Annotated in this window: 20 protein-coding genes; 15 read left to right on the plus strand and 5 right to left on the minus strand. The window is 70.9% G+C overall.

All coding sequences use genetic code 11. From position 1 onward, the window contains the following. The first annotated feature begins 28 nt into the window (after positions 1–28). The 3 genes from H9Y04_RS17055 to H9Y04_RS17065 all read left to right on the plus strand — a co-directional run bounded on the left by H9Y04_RS17055 (position 29) and on the right by H9Y04_RS17065 (position 2,446). Positions 29–802, plus strand: coding sequence for an alpha/beta hydrolase family protein (locus H9Y04_RS17055; protein ID WP_187814728.1), 774 nt, complete (start codon positions 29–31; stop codon positions 800–802). 43 nt (positions 803–845) lie between these two features. Next, the gene (locus H9Y04_RS17060; protein ID WP_187814729.1) at positions 846–1,331 is read left to right on the plus strand and encodes a hypothetical protein; all 486 of its coding nucleotides are present in this window, start codon (positions 846–848) and stop codon (positions 1,329–1,331) included. 326 nt (positions 1,332–1,657) lie between these two features. Next, the gene (locus H9Y04_RS17065; protein ID WP_187814730.1) at positions 1,658–2,446 is read left to right on the plus strand and encodes a class I SAM-dependent methyltransferase; all 789 of its coding nucleotides are present in this window, start codon (positions 1,658–1,660) and stop codon (positions 2,444–2,446) included. 6 nt (positions 2,447–2,452) lie between these two features. Here H9Y04_RS17065 and H9Y04_RS17070 read toward each other — a convergent pair whose 3' ends face one another. Next, a complete protein-coding gene (locus H9Y04_RS17070; protein ID WP_214661297.1) occupies positions 2,453–2,995 on the minus strand; it encodes an Lrp/AsnC family transcriptional regulator in 543 nt (180 codons plus the stop codon). 279 nt (positions 2,996–3,274) lie between these two features. Here H9Y04_RS17070 and pdhA (H9Y04_RS17075) point away from each other — a divergent pair, with 279 nt between their 5' ends. The 9 genes from pdhA (H9Y04_RS17075) (at position 3,275) to H9Y04_RS17110 (ending at position 13,250) form a co-directional block, all read left to right on the plus strand. Next, a complete protein-coding gene (gene pdhA, locus H9Y04_RS17075; protein WP_187815092.1) occupies positions 3,275–4,399 on the plus strand; it encodes a pyruvate dehydrogenase (acetyl-transferring) E1 component subunit alpha in 1,125 nt (374 codons plus the stop codon). Then, on the plus strand, positions 4,396–5,433 hold the full coding sequence (locus H9Y04_RS17080; RefSeq protein WP_187814731.1) for an alpha-ketoacid dehydrogenase subunit beta: 1,038 nt from the start codon (positions 4,396–4,398) through the stop codon (positions 5,431–5,433). The genes pdhA (H9Y04_RS17075) and H9Y04_RS17080 overlap by 4 nt, the downstream gene beginning before the upstream one ends. Beyond that, positions 5,433–6,875, plus strand: coding sequence for a dihydrolipoamide acetyltransferase family protein (locus H9Y04_RS17085; RefSeq protein WP_187814732.1), 1,443 nt, complete (start codon positions 5,433–5,435; stop codon positions 6,873–6,875). Before H9Y04_RS17080 ends, H9Y04_RS17085 begins: the two co-directional genes overlap by 1 nt. 162 nt (positions 6,876–7,037) lie before the next feature. Continuing rightward, positions 7,038–7,946, plus strand: a complete 909-nt coding sequence (locus tag H9Y04_RS46760; protein ID WP_236070922.1) for a DUF6457 domain-containing protein — start codon at positions 7,038–7,040, stop codon at positions 7,944–7,946. Between the two features lie 131 nt (positions 7,947–8,077). Continuing rightward, entirely contained in the window at positions 8,078–9,451 is a 1,374-nt protein-coding gene (locus H9Y04_RS17090) for a molybdopterin molybdotransferase MoeA (RefSeq protein ID WP_236071003.1), read from the plus strand. A gap of 20 nt (positions 9,452–9,471) precedes the next feature. Beyond that, positions 9,472–10,545 (plus strand): potassium channel family protein, encoded by a 1,074-nt coding sequence (locus H9Y04_RS17095; RefSeq protein WP_187815093.1) that lies wholly within the window; start codon positions 9,472–9,474, stop codon positions 10,543–10,545. 101 nt (positions 10,546–10,646) lie between these two features. Beyond that, positions 10,647–11,624: an NAD(P)H-quinone oxidoreductase gene (locus H9Y04_RS17100; RefSeq protein WP_187814734.1), complete on the plus strand. Its 978-nt coding sequence runs from the start codon at positions 10,647–10,649 to the stop codon at positions 11,622–11,624. Positions 11,625–11,860: 236 nt separating this feature from the next. After that, positions 11,861–12,493 (plus strand): hypothetical protein, encoded by a 633-nt coding sequence (locus H9Y04_RS17105; protein WP_187814735.1) that lies wholly within the window; start codon positions 11,861–11,863, stop codon positions 12,491–12,493. Between the two features lie 214 nt (positions 12,494–12,707). Beyond that, positions 12,708–13,250, plus strand: a complete 543-nt coding sequence (locus H9Y04_RS17110) for a bacterial proteasome activator family protein (protein ID WP_187814736.1) — start codon at positions 12,708–12,710, stop codon at positions 13,248–13,250. Positions 13,251–13,327: 77 nt separating this feature from the next. Here H9Y04_RS17110 and H9Y04_RS17115 read toward each other — a convergent pair whose 3' ends face one another. Next, complete coding sequence (locus H9Y04_RS17115) at positions 13,328–13,744, minus strand: hypothetical protein (protein ID WP_187814737.1); 417 nt, start codon at positions 13,742–13,744, stop codon at positions 13,328–13,330. A 107-nt stretch (positions 13,745–13,851) separates the two neighbouring features. Then, positions 13,852–15,468, minus strand: coding sequence for a protein kinase domain-containing protein (locus tag H9Y04_RS17120; RefSeq protein ID WP_187814738.1), 1,617 nt, complete (start codon positions 15,466–15,468; stop codon positions 13,852–13,854). A 378-nt stretch (positions 15,469–15,846) separates the two neighbouring features. Between H9Y04_RS17120 and H9Y04_RS17125 the strand changes: the two genes are divergently transcribed. Then, positions 15,847–17,376 (plus strand): protein kinase domain-containing protein, encoded by a 1,530-nt coding sequence (locus tag H9Y04_RS17125; protein ID WP_187815094.1) that lies wholly within the window; start codon positions 15,847–15,849, stop codon positions 17,374–17,376. A 70-nt stretch (positions 17,377–17,446) separates the two neighbouring features. Here H9Y04_RS17125 and H9Y04_RS17130 read toward each other — a convergent pair whose 3' ends face one another. Together H9Y04_RS17130 and H9Y04_RS17135 are read right to left on the minus strand one after the other, a co-directional pair. Beyond that, positions 17,447–17,863: a pyridoxamine 5'-phosphate oxidase family protein gene (locus H9Y04_RS17130; RefSeq protein WP_187814739.1), complete on the minus strand. Its 417-nt coding sequence runs from the start codon at positions 17,861–17,863 to the stop codon at positions 17,447–17,449. Positions 17,864–17,991: 128 nt separating this feature from the next. Further along, the gene (locus H9Y04_RS17135; RefSeq protein ID WP_308801006.1) at positions 17,992–18,651 is read right to left on the minus strand and encodes a response regulator; all 660 of its coding nucleotides are present in this window, start codon (positions 18,649–18,651) and stop codon (positions 17,992–17,994) included. A gap of 326 nt (positions 18,652–18,977) precedes the next feature. Here H9Y04_RS17135 and pdhA (H9Y04_RS17140) point away from each other — a divergent pair, with 326 nt between their 5' ends. Then, positions 18,978–20,159 carry a pyruvate dehydrogenase (acetyl-transferring) E1 component subunit alpha gene (pdhA, locus tag H9Y04_RS17140; RefSeq protein WP_187814741.1) on the plus strand — a complete coding sequence of 394 codons (1,182 nt, stop codon included), beginning with the start codon at positions 18,978–18,980 and terminating at the stop codon, positions 20,157–20,159. 2 nt (positions 20,160–20,161) lie between these two features. Then, positions 20,162–21,142 carry an alpha-ketoacid dehydrogenase subunit beta gene (locus H9Y04_RS17145; RefSeq protein ID WP_187814742.1) on the plus strand — a complete coding sequence of 327 codons (981 nt, stop codon included), beginning with the start codon at positions 20,162–20,164 and terminating at the stop codon, positions 21,140–21,142.

Consider the following 21,142-nt stretch of genomic DNA (forward strand, 5'->3'; position numbering starts at 1 on the left):
CCGGGCGCGCGCCTCACCATCCGGCTTCATGACTGTCTCCCGGCGTACCGCCTCGCTGTGCACCGCACTGCTGCTCGCCACCGGCCTGCTGGCGGGCTGCGGTGGGGACGACGAGCCCTCGGCGAAGGCGACGGGCCCGGCGCCGGAGTCCTCGCCCGCGCCCCGGCCCACGGACTTCGGCTGTCTCACCGAAGGCGGTGACCCCGTCGAGACGAAGCAGGGATCCGTCGCCTTCAAGAACGCCGAAGGCGGCGTGACCTACGGGTACTCGGCCGGCACGGGCACCACGGGTGTGGTCCTCGCCCACCAGCGCGGCGGTGACGTGTGCGAGTGGAAGCCGTATGCCGACCGGCTGGTCGAGGCGGGCCACCAGGTGCTCGCCGTGAACTCCCAGGACAAGGACGTCGCCGAGATCCACGGCGCGGTCGAACTGCTCAGGAGCAAGGGCGCGCGGAAGCTGGTCCTCATGGGCGCCTCCAAGGGCGGCACGGCGGTGCTCACCGCCGCGGCCGAACTCGATCCGCAGCCCGACGTGGTGGTCGCGCTGTCGGCGCCCGAGAGCTACGGCACGATGGACGCGTCGGCCGCGGTGCCGCAGCTGACCTCGGCGGCGCTGTTCATGGCGGGCGTGGACGACTTCTCGTTCGCCCAGGCCGCGGAGTATCTGCACAAGGGCGCGGTCAAGGCGAAGGAGAAGCACCTCGTGGTCGACCCGGGCGGGGCGTACCACGGGGTCTCCCTCTTCGACCACGAGAAGAACTGGACCACGGTGCAGAAGTTCATTGCCGAGCACGCGAAATAGGGGCGGACGGTCCGGTGCGGTTCGACTGCTGCGGGGGCACAGGGTGCTGGACGTACTGCTGACGGCGGCGGCGGGCGCCCTGTCCGCGACCGTGGGTGTGGTGGTCGGCAGCGTGCTGACCCGGCGCGCGCAGGAGCGCCAGTGGCTGCGGGAGCGCCAACTGGGCGCGTACGAGGACCTGTTCACCCACTACGCGCGGTTCACGATGGAACTGCGCCGCGCACATGCCGACCGGCGGGGGTGGGACTACGACTGGGGTGCGTGGAGCGCGGCGCTGATGCGGGTGAGCCTGGTCGCTCCTCCGGAGGTGTCCGCGGAGCTGGAAGCGTTCGGCCGCGCGGTGGACGGCTTCCTCGACCGCACGGCCCGTGGCAGGGACCCGTTGCGGCCTCGACCCGTGACTCAGCGCCGGTCTGCGCATTCGGCCCGCAGTTCAGTGCCGGTCCGGTCCTCCGGGCCCGGCGGGCAGTTCAGTGCGTGTTCCGTTCCGCCGCGGCGTGCCACCACCCGGGCGGTGACGGGCCGTTGACGACTGAGGCGGGCTGCTGCGAGTGGAGTCCGAGCCGCATCAGGGCGGCGCCGTCGACGTATACGGAGATGTGGCCCCGCCAGTGGCCGTCCGGGCCGATGCCGCAGACGTGATCGCAGCGGATCTCCTCCGGGCGCAGGGGCATCCAGTCGATGCCGCGCTCGCGCAGTCAAGCGCGGAGGGCCGACTTGGGGGTCGGGCGTCCGGACGCGTTCTCGTACGTCGTGACGGTGATCCACTCGGTGCCGGCTGAGTCCATGGCTCCATGATGCCCACCGGCAGACAAGTCCCTCGAGGGAAAGCCGGCACGCCGATAGCATCCGGGCATGACCGAGACCGACCCCGTCGCGCACAACCGCCAGGCCTGGGACCGCGAGGTGGAGAGCGGCAACGAATGGTCGCGGCCCGTCTCGCCCGAGGTGGTCGCCAAGGCGCGGGCCGGTGAGTGGTCGATCGTGCTCATCGGGTACGAGCCGGTCGATCCGGCCTGGTTTCCGCCGGACATCGCCGCCTGCGATGTGCTCTGCCTGGCCTCGGGCGGCGGGCAGCAGGGCCCGGTGCTCGCCGCGGCCGGTGCGCGGGTGACCGTCTTCGACAACTCGCCCCGCCAGCTCGCCCAGGACGAGATGGTCGCCGAGCGCGAAGGGCTCGGCCTGCGCACGGTGCTGGGCGACGCCCGCGATCTCTCCGCGTTCCCGGACGCCTCGTTCGACCTGGTGGTGCACCCGGTCTCCAACCTCTTCATCCCCGAACTGGCGCCGGTGTGGCGCGAGTGCCACCGCGTCCTTCGTCCCGGCGGCACCCTGCTGTCCGGCTTCGTCAACCCGGACACTTACCTCTTCGACGCGGACGCGCTGGACACCCGAGGCGAGTTCGTCGTGCGCCACCGTCTGCCGTACAGCGATCTCACGCACCTGGAGCCCGGCGAGCGGGAGCGGCTGTGGGGCGCCGAGGCGCCGCTGGAGTACAGCCACACGCTCACCGAACAGATCGGCGGCCAGACCGCGGCCGGTTTCGCCCTCACCGGCTTCGCCGAGGCGCCCCACCAGTCGTCCCCGACGGCGGGCTGGCTGCCCGGCTACTTCGCCACGAAGGCGGTCAAGCCCGTCCAGTAGGACCCTCTACGCCTCCGGATCCAGATCCGTCTCCTCGAACACCAGGAGCGTCCGCGTGCTCAGGATCTCCGGCATGGACTGCAGGCGCGTCAGGACCAGTTCGCGCAGCGTGCGGTTGTCCGGGGTGTGGACCAGGAGCAGGACGTCGAAGTCGCCGCTGACCAGGGCGATATGGGCCGCTCCCGGCAGCGCGCGCAGCTGTTCGCGGACCGTACGCCACGAGTTCTGGACGATCTTGAGCGTGATGTAGGCGGACGCGCCCTGCCCCGCGCGTTCGTGGTTGACGCGGGCGCCGAACCCACGGATCACACCGTCCTCGATGAGGCGGTTGATACGGGCGTACGCATTGGCACGCGAGACATGGACATGCTCGGCCACGGAGCGTATCGAGGCGCGACCGTCCGTCTGCAGCATCCGCAGGATCGACCGGTCGATCGAGTCCAGCGGGCGCGGTGGGGGATCCGAGGCCTCCGAGACCTCGGGGAGAGCGATGCCGCCGGACTCCGGGATCCGCCCGGATCCGTCCTCGGCCATTCGTTCAGATGCCATGTCCCCCCGCCTCCCTACCATGGACGTAATGCATCTATCCCAGGCTGTGGAGAACCGTTTGTCCACAGCCTGGAGGGGCCTGTAGCCAAAATGTGCCGACGACCGAACAATCGGTTGGTGAGGCGCATCACATCCGCGCCGCCGAAGGCCGCTCCCCGGAGCAGCCGCCGAAGCCGCTCCCCGAGCGGTCGACGAGGCCGCTCCCACAAGGAGCAGCCGAGCCGCTCCCACAAGGAGGTGCAAGAGGTGTCTACGCGCACAGGACGCAGCACACCGGTGATGGAGCAGCGGGGGGTCCACCGGCCCACGCCGCCGCCCGCCTGGAAGCCCCGCACGGACCCCGCCCCGCTGCTGCCGGACCCGGAGCCGTACCGGGTCCTCGGCACGAGCGCGGTCGCCGAGGCCGACTCCGCCCTGCTCCTGAAGCTGTACGGGGAGCTTGTGCGCGGCCGCAGGTACAACGCGCAGGCGACCGCCCTCACCAAGCAGGGCCGCCTCGCCGTGTATCCGTCGACCACCGGCCAGGAGGCCGCCGAGGTCGCCGCCGCCCTGGTCCTGGAGGACCGGGACTGGCTCTTCCCCAGCTACCGGGACACCCTTGCCGCCGTCGCCCGCGGCCTCGACCCCGTCCAGGCCCTCGGCCTGCTCCGCGGCGACTGGCACACCGGCTACGACCCGTACGAGCACCGCATAGCCCCCCTGAGCACCCCGCTCGCCACCCAGCTCCCGCACGCCGTGGGCCTCGCGCACGCCGCGCGGCTCAAGGGCGACGACGTCGTGGCGCTCGCCATGGTCGGCGACGGCGGCACGAGCGAGGGCGACTTCCACGAGGCGCTGAATTTCGCGGCCGTCTGGAAGGCCCCGGTCGTCTTCCTCGTCCAGAACAACGGCTTCGCGATCTCCGTACCGCTCGCCAAGCAGACCGCCGCCCCGTCGCTCGCCCACAAGGCCGTCGGTTACGGGATGCCGGGCCGCCTGGTCGACGGCAATGACGCGGCCGCGGTGCACGAGGTCCTGAGCGAGGCCGTCCGCAGGGCGCGCGCCGGCCAGGGCCCCACGCTCGTCGAGGCCGTCACGTATCGCATGGACGCGCACACCAACGCCGACGACGCCACCCGCTACCGCAGCGACGCCGAGGTCGAGGCCTGGCGCGCGCACGACCCGATCGCCCTGATGGAGCGGGAGCTGACCGGGCGCGGGCTGCTCGACGAGGAGCGGATCCAGGCCGTACGGGACGACGCGGAGGAGTTCGCGGCGGCCCTGCGCGCCGGGATGAACGCGGATCCGGTGCTCGACCCCATGGATCTGTTCACGCATGTCTACGCCGAGCAGACCAGCCAACTGCGCGATCAGGCCGAGCAGTTGCGTGCCGAGCTCGCGGCCGAGCAGGAGCAGGAGCGATGAGCACCGCAGTCGAGTCGAGCCGTCCCGGCGGCCGTACGAAGCCGGCCACCATGGCACAGGCCCTGCAGCGCGCGCTGCGGGACGCACTCGCCGAGGACCCGGCCGTCCATGTGATGGGCGAGGACGTCGGCGCGCTCGGCGGGGTCTTCCGGATCACCGACGGTCTCGCCAAGGAGTTCGGCGAGGACCGCGTCACCGACACCCCGCTCGCCGAGGCGGGCATCCTCGGCACCGCGGTCGGCATGGCCATGTACGGGCTCAGGCCGGTCGTGGAGATGCAGTTCGACGCCTTCGCGTACCCGGCGTTCGAGCAGCTGATCTCGCACGTGGCCAAGATGCGCAACCGCACCAAGGGCGCGATGTCCCTGCCGCTGACGATCCGCGTGCCCTACGGCGGCGGCATCGGCGGCGTCGAGCACCACAGCGACTCCTCCGAGGCGTACTACATCGCGACCCCGGGCCTGCATGTCGTCGCACCGGCCACGGTCGAGGACGCGTACGGACTGCTGCGCGCGGCGATCGCCTCCGACGACCCGGTGATCTTCCTGGAGCCCAAGCGGCTCTACTGGTCCAAGGACAGCTGGAACCCCGAGGCCCCCACGTCCGTTGAGCCGATAGGCAGGGCCGTGGTGCGCCGAAGGGGGCGCAGCGCGACTCTGCTCACGTACGGGCCTTCGGTCCCGGTCTGCATGGAGGCGGCCGAGGCCGCGCAGGCCGAGGGCTGGGACCTCGAAGTCGTCGATCTGCGCTCGCTCGTGCCGTTCGACGACGAGACGGTCTGCGCGTCCGTGCGGCGCACGGGGCGGGCGGTTGTCGTGCACGAGTCGAGCGGCTTCGGCGGTCCCGGCGGCGAGATCGCCGCGCGGGTCACCGAGCGGTGCTTCCACCACCTGGAGGCGCCGGTGCTGCGCGTCGCCGGGTTCGACATCCCTTATCCGCCGCCCATGTTGGAGCGCCACCATCTGCCCGGGGTCGACCGGATCCTGGACGCGGTGGCACGGCTGCAGTGGGAATCCGATGGGGGAATGAACTGATGGCACAGGTCCTCGAGTTCAAGCTGCCCGACCTCGGCGAGGGCCTCACGGAGGCGGAGATCGTCCGCTGGCTGGTGTCCGTGGGCGATGTGGTCGCGATCGACCAGCCGGTGGTCGAGGTCGAGACGGCCAAGGCGATGGTCGAGGTGCCCTGCCCCTATGCGGGGGTGGTGACGGCCCGCTTCGGCGAGGAGGGCTCGGAACTGCCGGTCGGCGCGCCGCTGTTGACGGTGGCGGTGGGCGCTTCGGACCCGGCCGCCGCGGATACGGCTGCCGTGCCCGTGGGCGCCGACACCAAGTCCGGCGAAGCCGAGGGGTCGGGGAACGTCCTGGTCGGATACGGGACGGGCGCGGCGCCCGCCCGTCGGCGACGGGTGCGGCCGGCTGCGGGCGGTGGTGCGCCGCGGTCGACTGCGGGTGCGGGGTCCGGTGCGGCTTCTGGTGCCGGTGCGCCGCGCTCTGCCGCCTCCCGTGCGGATGCTCCGCCTTCTTCCCCCGTACGGGAGTCAGCCCGGGCGACTCCTCTGGACGCGGTCCCGGGGCAGCCGCCCCGCGTGGAGCCCGCGTCGGACGGACCCGTCCCCGTGATCTCGCCCCTCGTGCGCAGGCTGGCTCGTGAACACGGCCTCGATCTGCGCGAGTTGACCGGCTCGGGCCCCGATGGTCTGATCCTGCGCGCCGATGTCGAGTACGCCGTACGGGCCGCCGAGCAGCGGCCACCCGCCGCTCCCGCCGAGCCCGTGCGCGCGCAGGGCGAGACGCGGATCCCGCTGCGCGGGGTGCGGGGCGCCATCGCGGACAAGCTGTCCCGCAGCCGCCGCGAGATACCCGAGGTCACCATCTGGGTGGACGCCGACGCCACCGAGCTCATGAATGCGCGCGCGGCCATGAACGCGGCGGGCGGCCTCAAGATCTCGCTGCTCGCGCTCTTCGGCCGGATCTGCACGGCCGCGCTCGACCGCCACCCGGAGCTCAATTCCATGGTGGACACGGCCGCGCGCGAGATCGTCCAGTACGACCGGGTGCATCTGGGCTTCGCGGCCCAGACCGACCGCGGGCTCGTCGTCCCGGTGGTCAAGGACGCGCAGGCGCTCGGTGCCGAGGCGCTGACCGCCGAGCTCGGGAAACTGACCGAGGCCGCCAGGGAAGGGCGCCTCACCCCGGCCGACCTGACGGGCGGCACGTTCACGCTCAACAACTACGGGGTGTTCGGCGTCGACGGCTCCACCCCGATCATCAACCACCCCGAGGCCGCGATGCTCGGCATCGGGCGGATCGTGGCCAAGCCCTGGGTGCACCAGGGGGAGTTGGCGGTACGCCAGGTGGTGCAGCTCTCGCTCACCTTCGACCACCGGGTCTGCGACGGGGGCACGGCGGGCGGATTCCTGCGGTACGTGGCGGACTGCGTCGAACAGCCGGCGGTGCTGCTGCGCACGCTGTGAGCGGTGGTGGCGCGCACGCCGTGAGCTGCTCGGGCGGGGGTGCGACACGTGTCCCCGCCCGCTCCGCGTAAGGCCCCTGTGCGGACCGCGTGACGGAAGTCCCACCGCACCCAGGTCGTTCGAAGGGGTGGCAATGATCCACCGCGCGCCCATACTCGGGGGATGACCTCGTATGACGCCGTAGTGCTCGCCGGCGGTGCGGCCAAGCGCCTCGGGGGAGTGGACAAGCCCGCCGTGCAGGTGGGCGGGCGTGCACTGCTCGACCGGGTGCTCACGGCCTGCGCCGCGGCGGGCACCACGGTCGTGGTCGCGCCGCCGCGGCCCACCGTACGACCCGTCGTATGGGCCCGGGAGGAACCGGCCGGCGGCGGACCACTGGCCGCACTGGCGGCGGGGGTTGAGGCCCTGGGCCCCCGGACCGCAGAGTCCTCGGCACTCGTCCTGGTCCTCTCCGCCGACCTCCCCTTTCTCGCCGAGCAGACCGTCGACCTGCTCCTCGGCGCGCTCCACGCGGCCGAGAAGGCGGCCGAAACGCCCCTCGACGGCGCCCTCTTCACCGATCCCGGCGGCCGCGACCAGCCCCTCGTCGCCGTCTACCGCCGCAGCGCCCTGCGTCACGGTCTGGACCGCCTGCGCGCCGAACACGGCGGATGCGGCGGATTGACGGGGCTGCCCCTCAGACTGCTCACCACCGGACTCGCGCTCACCCGGGTGAGCGAGCCCGAAGGCTCCCGTGCCGCGTTCGACTGCGACACCTGGGAGGACATCGCCGCAGCCCGGGCACGGATCAGGGAGCATGAACGCGTGCTGGATGAATGGATCACCGCAGTCAAGGACGAACTGGGTCTCGACCTGGACGTCGACACCGCCCTGCTCCTCGACCTCGCGCGCGACGCCGCCCACGGGGTGGCCAGGCCCGCGGCTCCGCTGACGACCTTCCTGGTCGGCTATGCGGCGGCGCGTGCGGGCGGCGGCCCCGAAGCCGTCGCCGAGGCGACCCGCAAGGCCGTCGCGCTCGCGGCCCGCTGGGCCGACGAGGACCGGCCCGACAGCAAGCCGGACGCGGAGTGACCGGGCACGCCGCGCCCGGGCCGGGCCGCCGGGCGCCGGAAGCCGGGCCGCCCCGGCGCTTCTCCGCACAGACGGGATACGCCCCGGCGGGCGCCGACGACGGCGACCCGGAGCTCGACGAGGCCCTCGCCCTGGTCAACGAGGCCTCCGCGAGGGCGGGTTCGGGCCCGGATCCGTCCCCGGGCGGCCGTGTCCCCGATCCCGCGCACCAGCCGTCGCCCGCCACGGACACCGGACGCGCCCAGGCCGGCCCCACACAGCCCGGGCAAGGACCCCACGCGAAGAAGCACCACCACCCCCACGCCGTCACCTGGCCCGAAGCCCGCACCCGCGCCGCCCGGGCCGGACGCCGGACTCCCCGCCGCGAGACCGGCAAGGTCGCCCTGGACGCGGCACTCGGCCAGATCCTCGCCACCCCCCTCACGGCCCTCACGGATCTCCCCTCCTTCGACACCTCCGCCATGGACGGCTGGGCGGTCGCGGGCCCCGGCCCCTGGGACGTGCGCGCGGAAGCGATCCTCGCCGGCCACGCCCGCCCCCGCCCGCTCGCGGACGGCGAGGCGGTACGGATCGCCACCGGTGCCCGCGTACCGCAGGAGGCCACCGCCGTTCTGCGCAGCGAGCACGGCACCACGGACGACAAGGGCGGACTGCATCCGCAGCGCGAGGTCGTGCACGGCCAGGACATCAGGCCGCGCGGCCAGGAGTGCCGCAGCGGCGACCAGTTGCTGCCCGCCGGATCCCTGGTCACGCCGGCCGTACTCGGCCTGGCCGCGGCCGCGGGATACGACGAGCTCGAGGTCCTCGTCCGGCCGCGGGCCGAAGTCCTGATCCTGGGCGATGAGTTGCTCACGGAGGGCCTGCCCCAGGAGGGCCTGATCCGGGACGCGCTCGGCCCGATGCTCCCGCCCTGGCTGCGCAGCCTCGGCGCCGAGGTCATCGCCGCCCGCAGGCTCGGTGACGATGCGAAAGCCCTGCTCAAGGCCGTCAAGGAGTCCCCCGCCGACCTCGTGGTGACCACCGGCGGCACCGCTTCGGGCCCGGTCGACCATGTCCACCCGACGCTGCGGGCCCTGGGCGCCGAGCTCCTCGTGGACGGCGTGCAGGTGCGCCCCGGCCACCCGATGCTCCTGGCCCGGCTGCCCGGCGACCGCCACCTCGTGGGTCTGCCGGGCAACCCGCTCGCCGCCGTCTCCGGACTCCTGACGCTCGCCGAACCCCTCCTTCGCAGGCTCTCCGGACACCCTGCGGTCGAGCCGTATCACGCGGCCACCAGGGACGAGATCCACGGCCACCCGCACGACACCCGGCTCGTGCCCGTCGTGCTGCGTGGCGACGAGGCGGTGCCGCTGCACTACAACGGGCCCGCGATGCTGCGCGGGATCGCCGCATCGGACGGACTCGCGGTGGTGCCGCCGGGCGGCGCCAAGCCCGGCCAGGAGCTGGAGATCCTCGACCTCCCCTGGGCGCTGTCACCGCTCACCCCCGAAGGGTGTTTCACGTGAAACAGCACCGCAGCGATGTGATGGCGCGCAATGCCGACGAGCGCCTCACCAACGGCCGGATCCATCTGCCCAAACGGGTCGTCGAACGCCCGATGCGCCAGGTCGGCAAGCGCCTCGCGATGGCGATGACCGTCCTGGTCGCCACCGCGCTGATCGTCTGGTTCGACCGCGACGGCTACAACGACAACACCGACAGCGGCGTCGATCTGCTCGACGCCTTCTACTACGCGACCGTCACCCTCTCCACCACCGGTTACGGCGACATCGTCCCGGCCAGTGACAGCGCGCGCCTCGTCAACATCCTTGTCATCACACCCCTGCGGGTGCTCTTCCTGATCATCCTGGTCGGCACCACTCTCGAGGTCCTCACGGAGCGCACCCGGGAGGAGTGGCGGCTGAACCGCTGGAGGTCTGCCTTGCGTGACCACACCGTCGTCGTCGGCTTCGGCACCAAGGGCCGTTCGGCGATCCAGACCCTGTGCGCCACGGGTCTGAAGAAGATGCAGATCGTGGTCGTCGACCCCAGCAACAAGGTGATCGAGGCCGCCACCGCCGAGGGCTTCGTCGGCGTCGCGGGAGACGCCACCCGCAGCGACGTCCTGCTCCGCGCCGAACTGCAGAAGGCCCGCCAGGTCGTCATCGCCACCCAGCGCGACGACACGGCGGTCCTGGTGGCGCTCACCGCCCGGCAGCTGAACCGTACGGCGAAGATCGTCGCGGCGGTCCGCGAGGAGGAGAACGCCCCGCTCCTGCGCCAGTCCGGCGCCGACGCCGTCATCACCAGCGCCAGCGCGGCCGGCCGTCTGCTCGGCCTCTCGGTGCTCAGCCCCAGCGCGGGCACGGTCATGGAGGACCTCATCCAGCAGGGCTCCGGGCTCGATCTGGTGGAACGTCCGGTGATAAAGGCCGAGGTGGGCAAGACGGTACGGGAGACCGAGGATCTCGTGGTCAGTGTGCTGCGCGGCCACCGGCTTCTCGCGTACGACGATCCGGCGGCCTCCCCGCTGCAGCTCACGGACCGTCTGATCACCATCGTCCGGGCGACGCCGTCCACCCCGCAGCCCCCGGACACGCGCCCGCTGCCGCAGCAGTAGCGGGCCGGGCGGCACCCGACCGGGACCCGCGGCGGGCTCAACCGACCGGGACCCGCGGCGGCCTCAACCGCCATACGGACGAGGCGAGTAGCCTCGCCCGCATGTATGCGATCACGATCCCCGAACCCGGTGGACCCGAGGCGCTCCAGTGGGCCGAGGTCCCCGATGCCGTGCCCGGTGAGGGCGAAGTCCTCGTCGAGGTGGCCGCGAGCGCGGTCAACCGGGCCGACCTGCTGCAACGCCAGGGCTTCTACAACCCGCCGCCCGGGGCGTCCCCGTATCCGGGCCTCGAATGCTCCGGGCGGATCAGCGCGCTCGGCCCCGGAGTGAGCGGCTGGTCCGTCGGCGACGAGGTGTGTGCGCTGCTCGCGGGCGGCGGATACGCCGAGCAAGTGGCCGTACCGGCCGGGCAGTTGCTGCCGGTGCCCGAGGGCGTCGGGCTGGTCGAGGCGGCCGCGCTGCCCGAGGTCGTGTGCACGGTCTGGTCGAACGTGTTCATGGTCGCCCATCTGCGCCCGGGCGAGACGCTGCTCGTGCACGGCGGCGCGAGCGGTATCGGGACCATGGCGATCCAGCTGGCCAAGGCCGTGGGCGCCAGGGTCGCGGTGACCGCGGGCGGCAAGGAGAAGCTGGAGCGCTGCGCCGAACTCGGCGCCGACATCCTGATCGACTACCGCGAGCAGGACTTCGTCGAGGAGCTGCGGGCGGCCACGGACGGCGCGGGTGCGGACGTCATCCTCGACATCATGGGCGCGAAGTACCTGGACCGGAACATCAAGGCCCTTGCCGTGAACGGGCGGCTCGCCATCATCGGACTCCAGGGCGGCGTCAAGGGCGAGATCGACCTCAACGCGCTGCTCCGCAAGCGCGCCGCGGTCACCGCGACCTCGCTGCGGGCCCGTCCGCTCGGCGAGAAGGCGGCGATCGTCGCTGCCGTACGGGAGCACGTCTGGCCGCTGGTCGCGGCGGGGCGGGTCAGGCCGGTGGTGGACCGGCAGCTGCCGATGAGCTCGGCGGCGCAGGGGCACCGGGTCCTCGAGGAGAGCGGGCACGTGGGGAAGGTGCTGCTCACCGTCTAGGCGGCGGGGCCTCTGCGTGCAGGCGGCGAGGCCTTTGCCTGTAGGGGCGGCGGGCCTTTGCCCGTACGTGCGGCGGGGCCTCGGCCTGCGCAGGACGGCGAGGCCTCCGCCTGTGGGCGGACTGCGACCCACCCGTTCCGGGTAGCCAGGAAGCAGCCGGGATGCCGGTTTTGTGCCGACATGTGACGCTGGCGTCACCGGCTTCTTGGCGACTCGGACGGGGAGGGGTCGACCTCATGGCTCCACGGCTCGGAGCATTGGCGCTCATCGCGCTGCTGACCTGGATGCCGGTCTCCCCGGCGTACGCCCGGGAGCCGGCGCCCCAGGAACAGTCCGCCACACCCGACCCGTCCCGCGCGGGCAGCCAGGCGGGTGAGGGGCGCGAGCGGCCGGGGCGCCCGGAACCGGAGCCCACGCCCAGCGCCCCGGACCTGCCGAATCCGTCCCTCTCGCCGTCGCAGGAGCCCGGCGACCCCACCGCCGACAGCTCGGCGGACCCGTCCGGCTCCCCCGCCGCGACGCCGGCGGACTCCCCCACGGCCGGTGATTCCGCGAGCCCCATGCCGTCCGAGGCGGCGGCGTCCCGGCCGCCCTCTCCCACCGCCGAGCCGACGACCGCGACCACCCCGGCATCGGCCCCCGTGCCCGCGGTCCCGCGTACCGCCGAAGAGCCCCAGCAGCACTCGGCCGGCCACCCGCCCCGCGACGCCGCGGCCCGTGATGTGGTCGCGGACACCGACGCTCCGGTGCGGCAGGCCGCGCCCGGCAGCCGGCCCGACCCGGCGCTGCACGTCCTTCCGCTCGGCACCGGCCTCGTCCTCATCGGCCTCGGCCTCGCCTTCCTCGCCCTGCGCCTGCGCCGCGGCTGACCGAGCGGCCCCTGCGCCGCGGCTGAGCGGGCCGCCCCTGCGCCGCGGCTGAGCGGGCCGCCCCTGCGCCGCGGCTGACCGGCAGGCCCACTCGGCCCGTCCGCACGCCCGCTGAGCAGGCACCTCGACACGCACACCCCCCTCGTACACGGTGGATCTCCGTAGAACGGGGGCACCACCGTGTTGTGAGTCGTGTGTGCGAGAGAATGGCGGCATGGAGATGCCGAGGAACGACAGGTCACCGGAGAACCCCCAGATCCTGGTCGTGGGCCAGGACGGAATGGCTCTCGGCGGAGGCGATGGCGACGACGAGTCCCGGGAGGTCCCGGTGACGGAGATGGTCGAGCAGCCCGCCAAGGTCATGCGCATCGGCAGCATGATCAAGCAACTTCTCGAAGAAGTACGGGCGGCACCTCTGGACGAGGCGAGCCGCGCGCGCCTGAAGGAGATCCACACCAGCTCGGTCAAGGAGCTGGAGGACGGTCTCGCGCCCGAGCTGGTCGAGGAGCTGGAGCGGCTCTCGCTCCCGTTCACCGACGAGGCGACGCCGACGGACGCCGAACTGCGGATCGCGCAGGCCCAGTTGGTGGGCTGGCTGGAGGGCCTCTTCCACGGCATCCAGACCACGCTGTTCGCCCAGCAGATGGCCGCCCGCGCCCAGCTGGAACAGATGCGCCGCGCACTTCCCCCGGGAGTCGGCGGCCACGACGACGAGGAGGGCCCGGCGGCGGGCCGCTCCGGGGGGCCGTACCTCTAGCAACTGCTGCGGGCTCGGCCGCTTTCCGGCCGAGCCCGCACAACTACGGAGGTGGTGAGCTCAGTTGGGTCGGATCATCAGTTCGGGTTGTCGACGTAGCCGCCACCGCACAGGTTGAGCAGCTGGCTGCCCTCGAACCTGGCTACTTCGATGAGGGCCTTCGTGATGCCCCCCGTGTCGTAGGCGTAGGTGAACCAGACGCTGGTGATCTCGGCTCCCTTGTAGTTGCGGTGCCAGTCCCAGTACTTGCTGCTTCCGTCGGACCGGAGGGTTACAAGGCGAATGGCTACGTGATGTCCATCCGCCAGGGTGTCCTTGACCCGCAGTTCAAGGTTGTTCATCCGGTACTTGCCGGACCAGTCGAAGGTCATGCTGCCCGACGCGCCGGTCGTGCCGCAGCTCCCGCGTGCGGCGGCGGCCGGCGTTGCGACTGCAGGAATGATGAAGGCAGCCGCGATTGCGGCCAGCGCGATAGTGGCCCGCCGAGTACGCATTATTTCCTCCCCTGGTTGCGCACCTGAAGCGACGCATACTAAAGGGAGGAGTCATGACCACGTCAATGTCATTCTCGAAGCGTGGTCCACGTTGGCCATCTGCTTTGCTACTGCGGCGGGTTGCCTGTCGAGACCTCAAGCGTGAGGTTCAGCTCATCCTCGCGGACCTCGGCACCCGGCTCTGGATACTGTTCCATCACCGTGTCCTTGCCGTAGGTGTTCTCGTCGCGATCCCTCTTGCTGTAGTGCCAGCCGGCGTCCTGCAGGCACTGCTTCACCGAGTCGAGGTTCTTGTACCGGAAGTTCGGGACCCTGATCTTCTCCGGGTCCTGACCCTCGTCGGGCTCGGTGCACTCCACCGGGTCGATCTTCTTGGTCAGGTCAGGACCCTTGTGCCCGGCGACCGCCGACTCCGAGGGCTTGCCGCCAGGCTCCTTGTCGCCGCCGTTCAGCGAAACGGCCGCGATCAGGCCGCCGATCGCGAGCAGGGCCACCACGATCGCGCCGATGATGACCGGCTTGTTCTTGTTGCCGCCACCGCCGCCGTTCGAGCCCGCGGAGAGCGTCGAGTTCTGCGGGGTGAGGTTGTACGGAGGGGGCGTCGACGAGGCCTGCTGCGGGCTGTACGCCGCCGGGGCCGGGGTCTGGTAGCCGGCCTGCTGCGGATAGCCGTACGCGGGGGCCGGGGTCGGCTGGCCGTACGGGTTCGGCGTGTAGGGGTGCTGGACGCTGCCCGGACCGGGCGCCGGGGTGCCCGTGCCGACCGGCGGGAAGACGGCCGAGCCGACGCCCGAGCCGGCGGCGGTCTGCGCGCCGGGGACGATCGAAGGGGCCGCGGCCTGGAAGGACTGGGCCACGCGCAGACACTCGTCGCGCATCGCCTCGGCGGTCGGGAAGCGCTCGTTCGGGTTCTTCTTCAGCGCGCGGGCGACCAGCGCGTCCACCGCCGGCGGCAGCGAGCGGTTGATCGAGGACGGAGCGACCGGCTCCTCCTGGACATGCGCATACGCTATGGCGAGCGGCGAGTCCGCCTCGAACGGCAGCCGGCCGGTGACCAGCTGGAACAGCATGATGCCGACCGAGTAGAGGTCGCTTCGGGCGTCCACACCGCGGCCGAGCGCCTGCTCCGGCGAGAGGTACTGGGGCGTACCGACGACCATGCCGGTCTGCGTCATGGACGTGACACCGGACTGCATGGCCCGCGCGATGCCGAAGTCCATGACCTTGACCACATTGCGCTTGGTCATCATCACGTTGCCCGGCTTGATGTCGCGGTGGACCAGGCCCATCTCATGGCTGATCTCGAGCGCCGCGAGCACATCGGCGGTGATCTTCAGCGCCTTGTCCGTGGGCATCGCGCCGAGCCGCGCGACATCCTCGTCGAGCACCGAGCCGAGCGGCCGGCCCTCGATGTACTCCATGACGATGTACGGCATCGCCGAGCCGTCGAGCACGTCCTCGCCCGTGTCGAAGACGGAGACGATGTTGGTGTGGGTGAGCTTGGCCACGGCCTGCGCCTCGCGCCGGAAGCGCTCGCGGAAGGACTGCTCACGGCCCAGCTCGGTGTGCAGGGTCTTGACGGCCACCTGCCGGTCGAGGGTCGCGTCGTATGCCAGGTGCACGGAGGCCATGCCGCCCTCGCCGAGGAGGTCCCGCAGCTGGTAGCGGCCGCCCGCGAGGGACCGTCCCGTGTACCGGCCGCCGTGTGCGCCGTCCTGGCTCATGTCCGTACGTCCCCCATCGGCGCCCGAGGCGCCCAAGTGCGCGAAGATCCCTTGTATTTCCGGGCCAAGTCTGCCGTAGGGCACTGACACGTCAAGCCGGGTGCCCGTTCCGTGACCGTACGCGCAAGAACCGTCTTGTAAGCGTTACGGACCGCTCACAGGATTTGCTCAGCGGCCCTCGCTGAGGGTTTGATGTCCGGTCCATCTCAACCGACGTGCTGCGCAAAGGCTGTAGCGTGGCTCGACGGAGACCGTAGGCACGACCCCGTCGCAATTTGTTCACCGTGGCGGATCAATGCGGCTGAGCGCAGCCCCAAGTGGCTGACTGCGGCGGAATACGGCCAAGGCGAGCAGGACGACAGGAAACGACGGCGAGGACTGATGGACCAGCAGCGCGCTCAGGGCCCGTCCGACCCCGAGGCGACTGGCGGCGGCGGAATGTCGGATACGCCTGAGTTCTGGGGTAACGGAGGGTTGGTCGGCGACGGTCGTTACCGTCTCACCCACAGACTCGGCCGTGGCGGTATGGCCGAAGTCTTCGGTGCCGAGGACGTACGTCTGGGGCGCACCGTCGCGGTGAAGCTGCTCCGGTCCGATCTCGCCGAGGACCCGGTGTCCAAGGCCCGCTTCACGCGCGAGGCGCAGTCGGTGGCCGGGCTCAACCACCATGCGGTGGTGGCGGTCTACGACTCCGGCGAGGAGTTCTTCGGCGGCAACACCATTCCGTACATCGTGATGGAGCTCGTCGAGGGCCGCACGATCCGCGATCTGCTGCTGAATGCCGAAGCCCCGGGCCCCGACCAGGCGTTGATCATCGTCGCCGGTGTACTCGAGGCGCTCGCGTACAGCCACCAGCACGGCATCGTGCACCGCGACATCAAGCCCGCGAACGTGATCATCACCAACACCGGTGCGGTGAAGGTGATGGACTTCGGCATCGCGCGCGCCCTGCACGGCGCGTCCAACACCATGACGCAGACCGGCATGGTCATGGGCACGCCCCAGTACCTCTCCCCGGAGCAGGCGCTCGGCAAGGCCGTCGACCACCGCTCCGACCTGTACGCGACGGGCTGTCTGCTCTACGAACTCCTGTCGCTGCGGCCCCCGTTCATGGGGGAGACCCCGCTCTCGGTGGTCTACCAGCACGTCCAGGACATGCCGATCCCGCCGTCCGAGATGTCGGACGCGGTGCCGCCGGAGCTCGACGGTCTGGTGATGCGTTCGCTGGCCAAGGAGCCGGACGACCGCTTCCAGAGCGCCGAGGAGATGCGCGGACTCGTCCAGTACGCGCTGCAGATGCTCCAGGAGCAGGGCGGCCACACCGGTACGTGGAACACCGGCCCCGTGCTGCTGCACGAGACCGGCGCCACCCCGGCCATGGGTTCGGCCGGGATGGCGCACCCCGACAGCGGCACGTCCCAGATCCCGGCGATGCTTCCGCACGGCATCGGCAACGACGGCTACGACGACGGCGGTTTCGAAGGGCACGGCAACCGGGGCGGCGGCCGCGGCAAGGTCTGGCTGCTCGTGGCGCTCGCGGTGGTCGCCGTGATCGCGGGTGTCGCGTACGCGCTGAGCCAGGCCGACAAGGGCAAGGAACCGAAGAATCCCGGGAGTTCGCCGTCCACGAGCCAGTCCGAGGAGCAGTCCAAGGACCCGTCGGAGGACGCGACGACCGAGGAGGAGACGGAGCCGGGCGGCACGGGCGGCAACCAGACCACGGACGGCGAGACCTCCGCACCGCCCACCACCGAGCCGCCGACCACGGACCCGGCGACCTCCGAACCGCCCACCAAGGACCCGACGACGGAGCCCGAGGACCCGACCACGGAGCCCGAGGACCCGCCGACGACTCCGGAGGACCCGCCGACCACGGACGCGGGCACGGAACCGCCGGCCGAGGGCTGAGCGAGGTCTGAGCGCATACGAGAAGGGGCCGACCACACACCGGGGTCGGCCCCTTCTCGTATGCCGTATGTCAGAGCACCTGCTGCAGCTGCCGCGTGTACGCCCCGTTCATGCTGTGCACCGTCACCACCTGCGGCTGGATGCGCATGTACACCGGCTCGAACAGCGCACCGTCCACGAAGTGCGGTGCGGGTCCGAAGAGTTCGAGCTCCTCGACGCTCGGCTCGATGGCCTCGCACAGGCCGACGAGCTGGACGGACCACAGACCGTCCGCGCCGGAGTTGAGGTTGTCGGCGCCATAGGCGACGACGCTGCCGATGCAGGCCTGGTGGTAGCCGAAGCCTTTGTGCATACGGAGCAGCAGCGTGCCGTCCACGACGATGTGCCGGGCGAGGGCGAGGAAAGGCAGCGCTCGCATGCTGGTGGCCACACGCCCGTGCGGGACGTGGGACAGCAGGTCGAGGGCGCGGTTCTCATCGGTGGACATGACTCCACTGTCCAGTACGGACAAGGTGTCGGGAAAGGGGCACCCGCCCCTCGTCATCGGGGCCGTAAGTCCCGAATAAAGTCCGCGTCAGTGCCCGCGCCCGTGCTTTTCGGCCCGCATCGGCGCTATCAGTGCTTTTCCGCCTGCATACGGGCGACATAGGCGGCGGCCTGGGAACGGCGTTCCATGCCCAGCTTGGAAAGCAGGCTGGAGACGTAGTTCTTGATGGTCTTCTCGGCCAGGTGCAGACGCTCGCCGATCGCGCGGTTGGTCAGACCCTCGCCGATCAGATCGAGGATCTTGCGCTCCTGCTCGGTGAGGTTGGAGAGCCGGTCGTCGCCCTTGGCGTTGTTGCCGTCGCGCAGGCGCTCCAGGACACGGGCGGTGGCGACCGGGTCGAGCAGCGACTTTCCGGCGGCCACGTCCCGTACGGCCGTCAGGAGCTCATTGCCCCGGATGGCCTTGAGGACATAGCCGGACGCACCGGCCATGATCGCGTCGAAAAGGGCCTCGTCGTCGGCGAACGAGGTGAGCATCAAGCATTTGATGTCCTCGTTCTGCGAGCGGATCTCGCGGCACACCTCGACACCGCTGCCGTCGGGCAGCCGTACGTCGAGCACGGCCACGTCGGGCCGGGTCGCGGGGATCCTGACCAGGGCGTCCGCTGCGGTACCCGCTTCGCCGACGACCTCGATGTCCGCTTCGACGGACAACAGCTCATGGACACCTCGTCGGACCACTTCGTGGTCATCGAGGAGGAAAACTGTGATTTTGCCTTCTTCGCGCACGATGTCAGTGTCACACATTGGCTCTTCCGCTGCTCCGGGGGCCCGGGATAACGTGCCGGTGTTCCGGCCCCTCCAAGGCGCTGACCAGTGGTTGTTCCCGCATTCCTCGATTTACTTGGAAATCCAAGCAAAATCGCAGGTCAAATGGGGTTTCGCAGATATGCGAGGCACTGGGTAACGTGCTTTGTACAGGGCGCTCGCCGGGGCACCTGTCACGCCTGTTCCCGACTTTCCCGATCGCACCCACCCCGTGCGCGGGTACGGATACAGGTGAGCCGCACTGGTTCCCGGCCGATCCCGGGGGCCGGACCGACGGAGGAGTACACGTGACCGTGGAAAGCACCGCCGCGCGCACACCGCGCCGCACCAGCGGTGGCAAGCGCGCCGGCGGAAAGACCGCCACCAAGGCCGCGAAGACCGCGCAGGCCCAGGCCGCCGAGCCCGAGCTCGTTCAGCTGCTGACCCCCGAGGGCCAGCGCGTCGAGCACCCCGACTACGCCATCGACCTGAGCGCCGACGAGCTCCGAGGCCTGTACAAGGACATGGTCCTGACCAGGCAGTTCGATGCCGAGGCCATTGCCCTGCAGCGCCAGGGCGAGCTGGGTCTGTGGCCCTCGCTGCTCGGCCAGGAGGCCGCCCAGATCGGCTCCGGACGCGCCACGAAGGACGACGACTACGTCTTTCCCACGTATCGCGAGCACGGCGTCGCCTGGTGCCGCGGCGTGCAGCCGAAGAACCTCCTCGGCATGTTCCGCGGTGTGAACAACGGCGGCTGGGACCCCAACAGCAACAACTTCCACCTGTACACGATCGTCATCGGCTCCCAGGCGCTGCACGCCACGGGCTATGCGATGGGCATCACCAAGGACGGCGCCGACTCGGCCGTCGTCGCGTACTTCGGTGACGGCGCCTCCAGCCAGGGCGACGTGATGGAGGGCTTCAACTTCGCCGCGGTCTACAACGCGCCGGTGGTCTTCTTCTGCCAGAACAACCAGTGGGCGATCTCCGAGAGCAACGAGAAGCAGTTCCGGGTGCCGCTCTACCAGCGCGCCCAGGGCTTCGGCTTCCCCGGTGTCCGCGTCGACGGCAATGACGTACTCGCCGTCCTGGCCGTCACGCGCGCCGCGCTCGACCGTGCCCGGCGCGGCGAGGGCCCGATGCTGATCGAGGCCTTCACGTACCGCATGGGTGCCCACACCACCTCCGACGACCCGACGAAGTACCGCAGGGACGAGGAGCGCGAGGCCTGGGAGGCCAAGGACCCGATCCTGCGCCTGCGCACCTACCTCCTCGCGGAGGGCCTGGCCGACGAGGCCTTCTTCGCCGATCTGGAGAAGGAGTCCGAGGCCTTCGGCAAGCAGGTCCGCGAGGCCGTCCGGTCCATGGAGGACCCGGACATGATGGCGATCTTCGAGAATGTCTACGCGGACGGGAGCGCCCTCGTCGACGAGGAGCGCGCGCAGTTCGCGGCTTACCAGGCGTCCTTCGCGGATGGGGAGGGCAAGTAACCATGGCCGTACAGAAGCTCCCCCTCGCCAAGGCGATCAACGAATCGCTGCGCACCGCCCTGGAGAACGACCCGAAGGTCGTGCTCATGGGCGAGGACATCGGCAAGCTCGGCGGTGTCTTCCGTGTCACCGACGGTCTGCAGAAGGACTTCGGCGAGTCCCGTGTCATCGACACCCCGCTCGCGGAGTCCGGCATCGTCGGCACCGCGATCGGTCTCGCGCTCCGTGGCTACCGCCCGGTCGTGGAGATCCAGTTCGACGGGTTCGTCTTCCCCGCGTACGACCAGATCGTCACGCAGCTCGCCAAGATGCACGCCCGCTCGCTCGGCAAGGTCAAGCTGCCGGTCGTCATCCGCATTCCGTACGGCGGCGGCATCGGCGCGGTCGAGCACCACTCCGAGTCGCCCGAGGCCCTGTTCGCGCATGTCGCGGGCCTCAAGGTGGTCTCCCCGTCGAACTCGCAGGACGCCTACTGGATGCTCCAGCAGGCGATCCAGAGCGACGACCCGGTGATCTACTTCGAGCCCAAGCGCCGCTACTGGGACAAGAGCGACGTCGACACGGAGGCCATCCCGGCCCCGCTGCACGCCGCCCGTACGGTCCGCGAGGGCACCGATCTGACCCTGGTGGGCTACGGCCCGATGGTGAAGGTCTGCCTCGAGGCCGCCGCGGCGGCCCAGGAGGAGGGCAAGTCCGTCGAGGTGCTCGACCTGCGGTCGATGTCCCCGATCGACTTCGACTCGATCCAGGCCTCCGTCGAGAAGACCGGCCGTCTTGTGGTGGTCCACGAGGCGCCCGTCTTCTACGGTTCGGGTGCGGAGATCGCCGCGCGGATCACCGAGCGGTGCTTCTACCACCTCGAGTCCCCTGTGCTCCGGGTCGGCGGTTTCCACGCGCCGTATCCGCCGGCGCGGCTCGAGGAGGAGTACCTGCCGGGACTCGACCGGGTGCTCGACGCCGTCGACCGCTCGCTGGCGTACTGA

It is taken from the genome of Streptomyces polyasparticus (genome assembly GCF_014493765.1).
Taxonomy (GTDB): domain Bacteria; phylum Actinomycetota; class Actinomycetes; order Streptomycetales; family Streptomycetaceae; genus Streptomyces; species Streptomyces polyasparticus.

Bases quoted from the DNA above. Each gene is read 5' to 3' on its own strand.
- H9Y04_RS17055 (WP_187814728.1), top strand. From the start codon at position 29: ATGACTGTCTCCCGGCGTACCGCCTCGCTGTGCACCGCACTGCTGCTC.
- H9Y04_RS17065 (WP_187814730.1), top strand. From the start codon at position 1,658: ATGACCGAGACCGACCCCGTCGCGCACAACCGCCAGGCCTGGGACCGC.
- H9Y04_RS17070 (WP_214661297.1), bottom strand. From the start codon at position 2,995: ATGGCATCTGAACGAATGGCCGAGGACGGATCCGGGCGGATCCCGGAG.
- pdhA (WP_187815092.1), top strand. From the start codon at position 3,275: ATGGAGCAGCGGGGGGTCCACCGGCCCACGCCGCCGCCCGCCTGGAAG.
- H9Y04_RS17080 (WP_187814731.1), top strand. From the start codon at position 4,396: ATGAGCACCGCAGTCGAGTCGAGCCGTCCCGGCGGCCGTACGAAGCCG.
- H9Y04_RS17085 (WP_187814732.1), top strand. From the start codon at position 5,433: ATGGCACAGGTCCTCGAGTTCAAGCTGCCCGACCTCGGCGAGGGCCTC.
- H9Y04_RS46760 (WP_236070922.1), top strand. From the start codon at position 7,038: ATGACCTCGTATGACGCCGTAGTGCTCGCCGGCGGTGCGGCCAAGCGC.
- H9Y04_RS17095 (WP_187815093.1), top strand. From the start codon at position 9,472: ATGGCGCGCAATGCCGACGAGCGCCTCACCAACGGCCGGATCCATCTG.
- H9Y04_RS17100 (WP_187814734.1), top strand. From the start codon at position 10,647: ATGTATGCGATCACGATCCCCGAACCCGGTGGACCCGAGGCGCTCCAG.
- H9Y04_RS17105 (WP_187814735.1), top strand. From the start codon at position 11,861: ATGGCTCCACGGCTCGGAGCATTGGCGCTCATCGCGCTGCTGACCTGG.
- H9Y04_RS17110 (WP_187814736.1), top strand. From the start codon at position 12,708: ATGGAGATGCCGAGGAACGACAGGTCACCGGAGAACCCCCAGATCCTG.
- H9Y04_RS17115 (WP_187814737.1), bottom strand. From the start codon at position 13,744: ATGCGTACTCGGCGGGCCACTATCGCGCTGGCCGCAATCGCGGCTGCC.
- H9Y04_RS17120 (WP_187814738.1), bottom strand. From the start codon at position 15,468: ATGAGCCAGGACGGCGCACACGGCGGCCGGTACACGGGACGGTCCCTC.
- H9Y04_RS17130 (WP_187814739.1), bottom strand. From the start codon at position 17,863: ATGTCCACCGATGAGAACCGCGCCCTCGACCTGCTGTCCCACGTCCCG.
- H9Y04_RS17145 (WP_187814742.1), top strand. From the start codon at position 20,162: ATGGCCGTACAGAAGCTCCCCCTCGCCAAGGCGATCAACGAATCGCTG.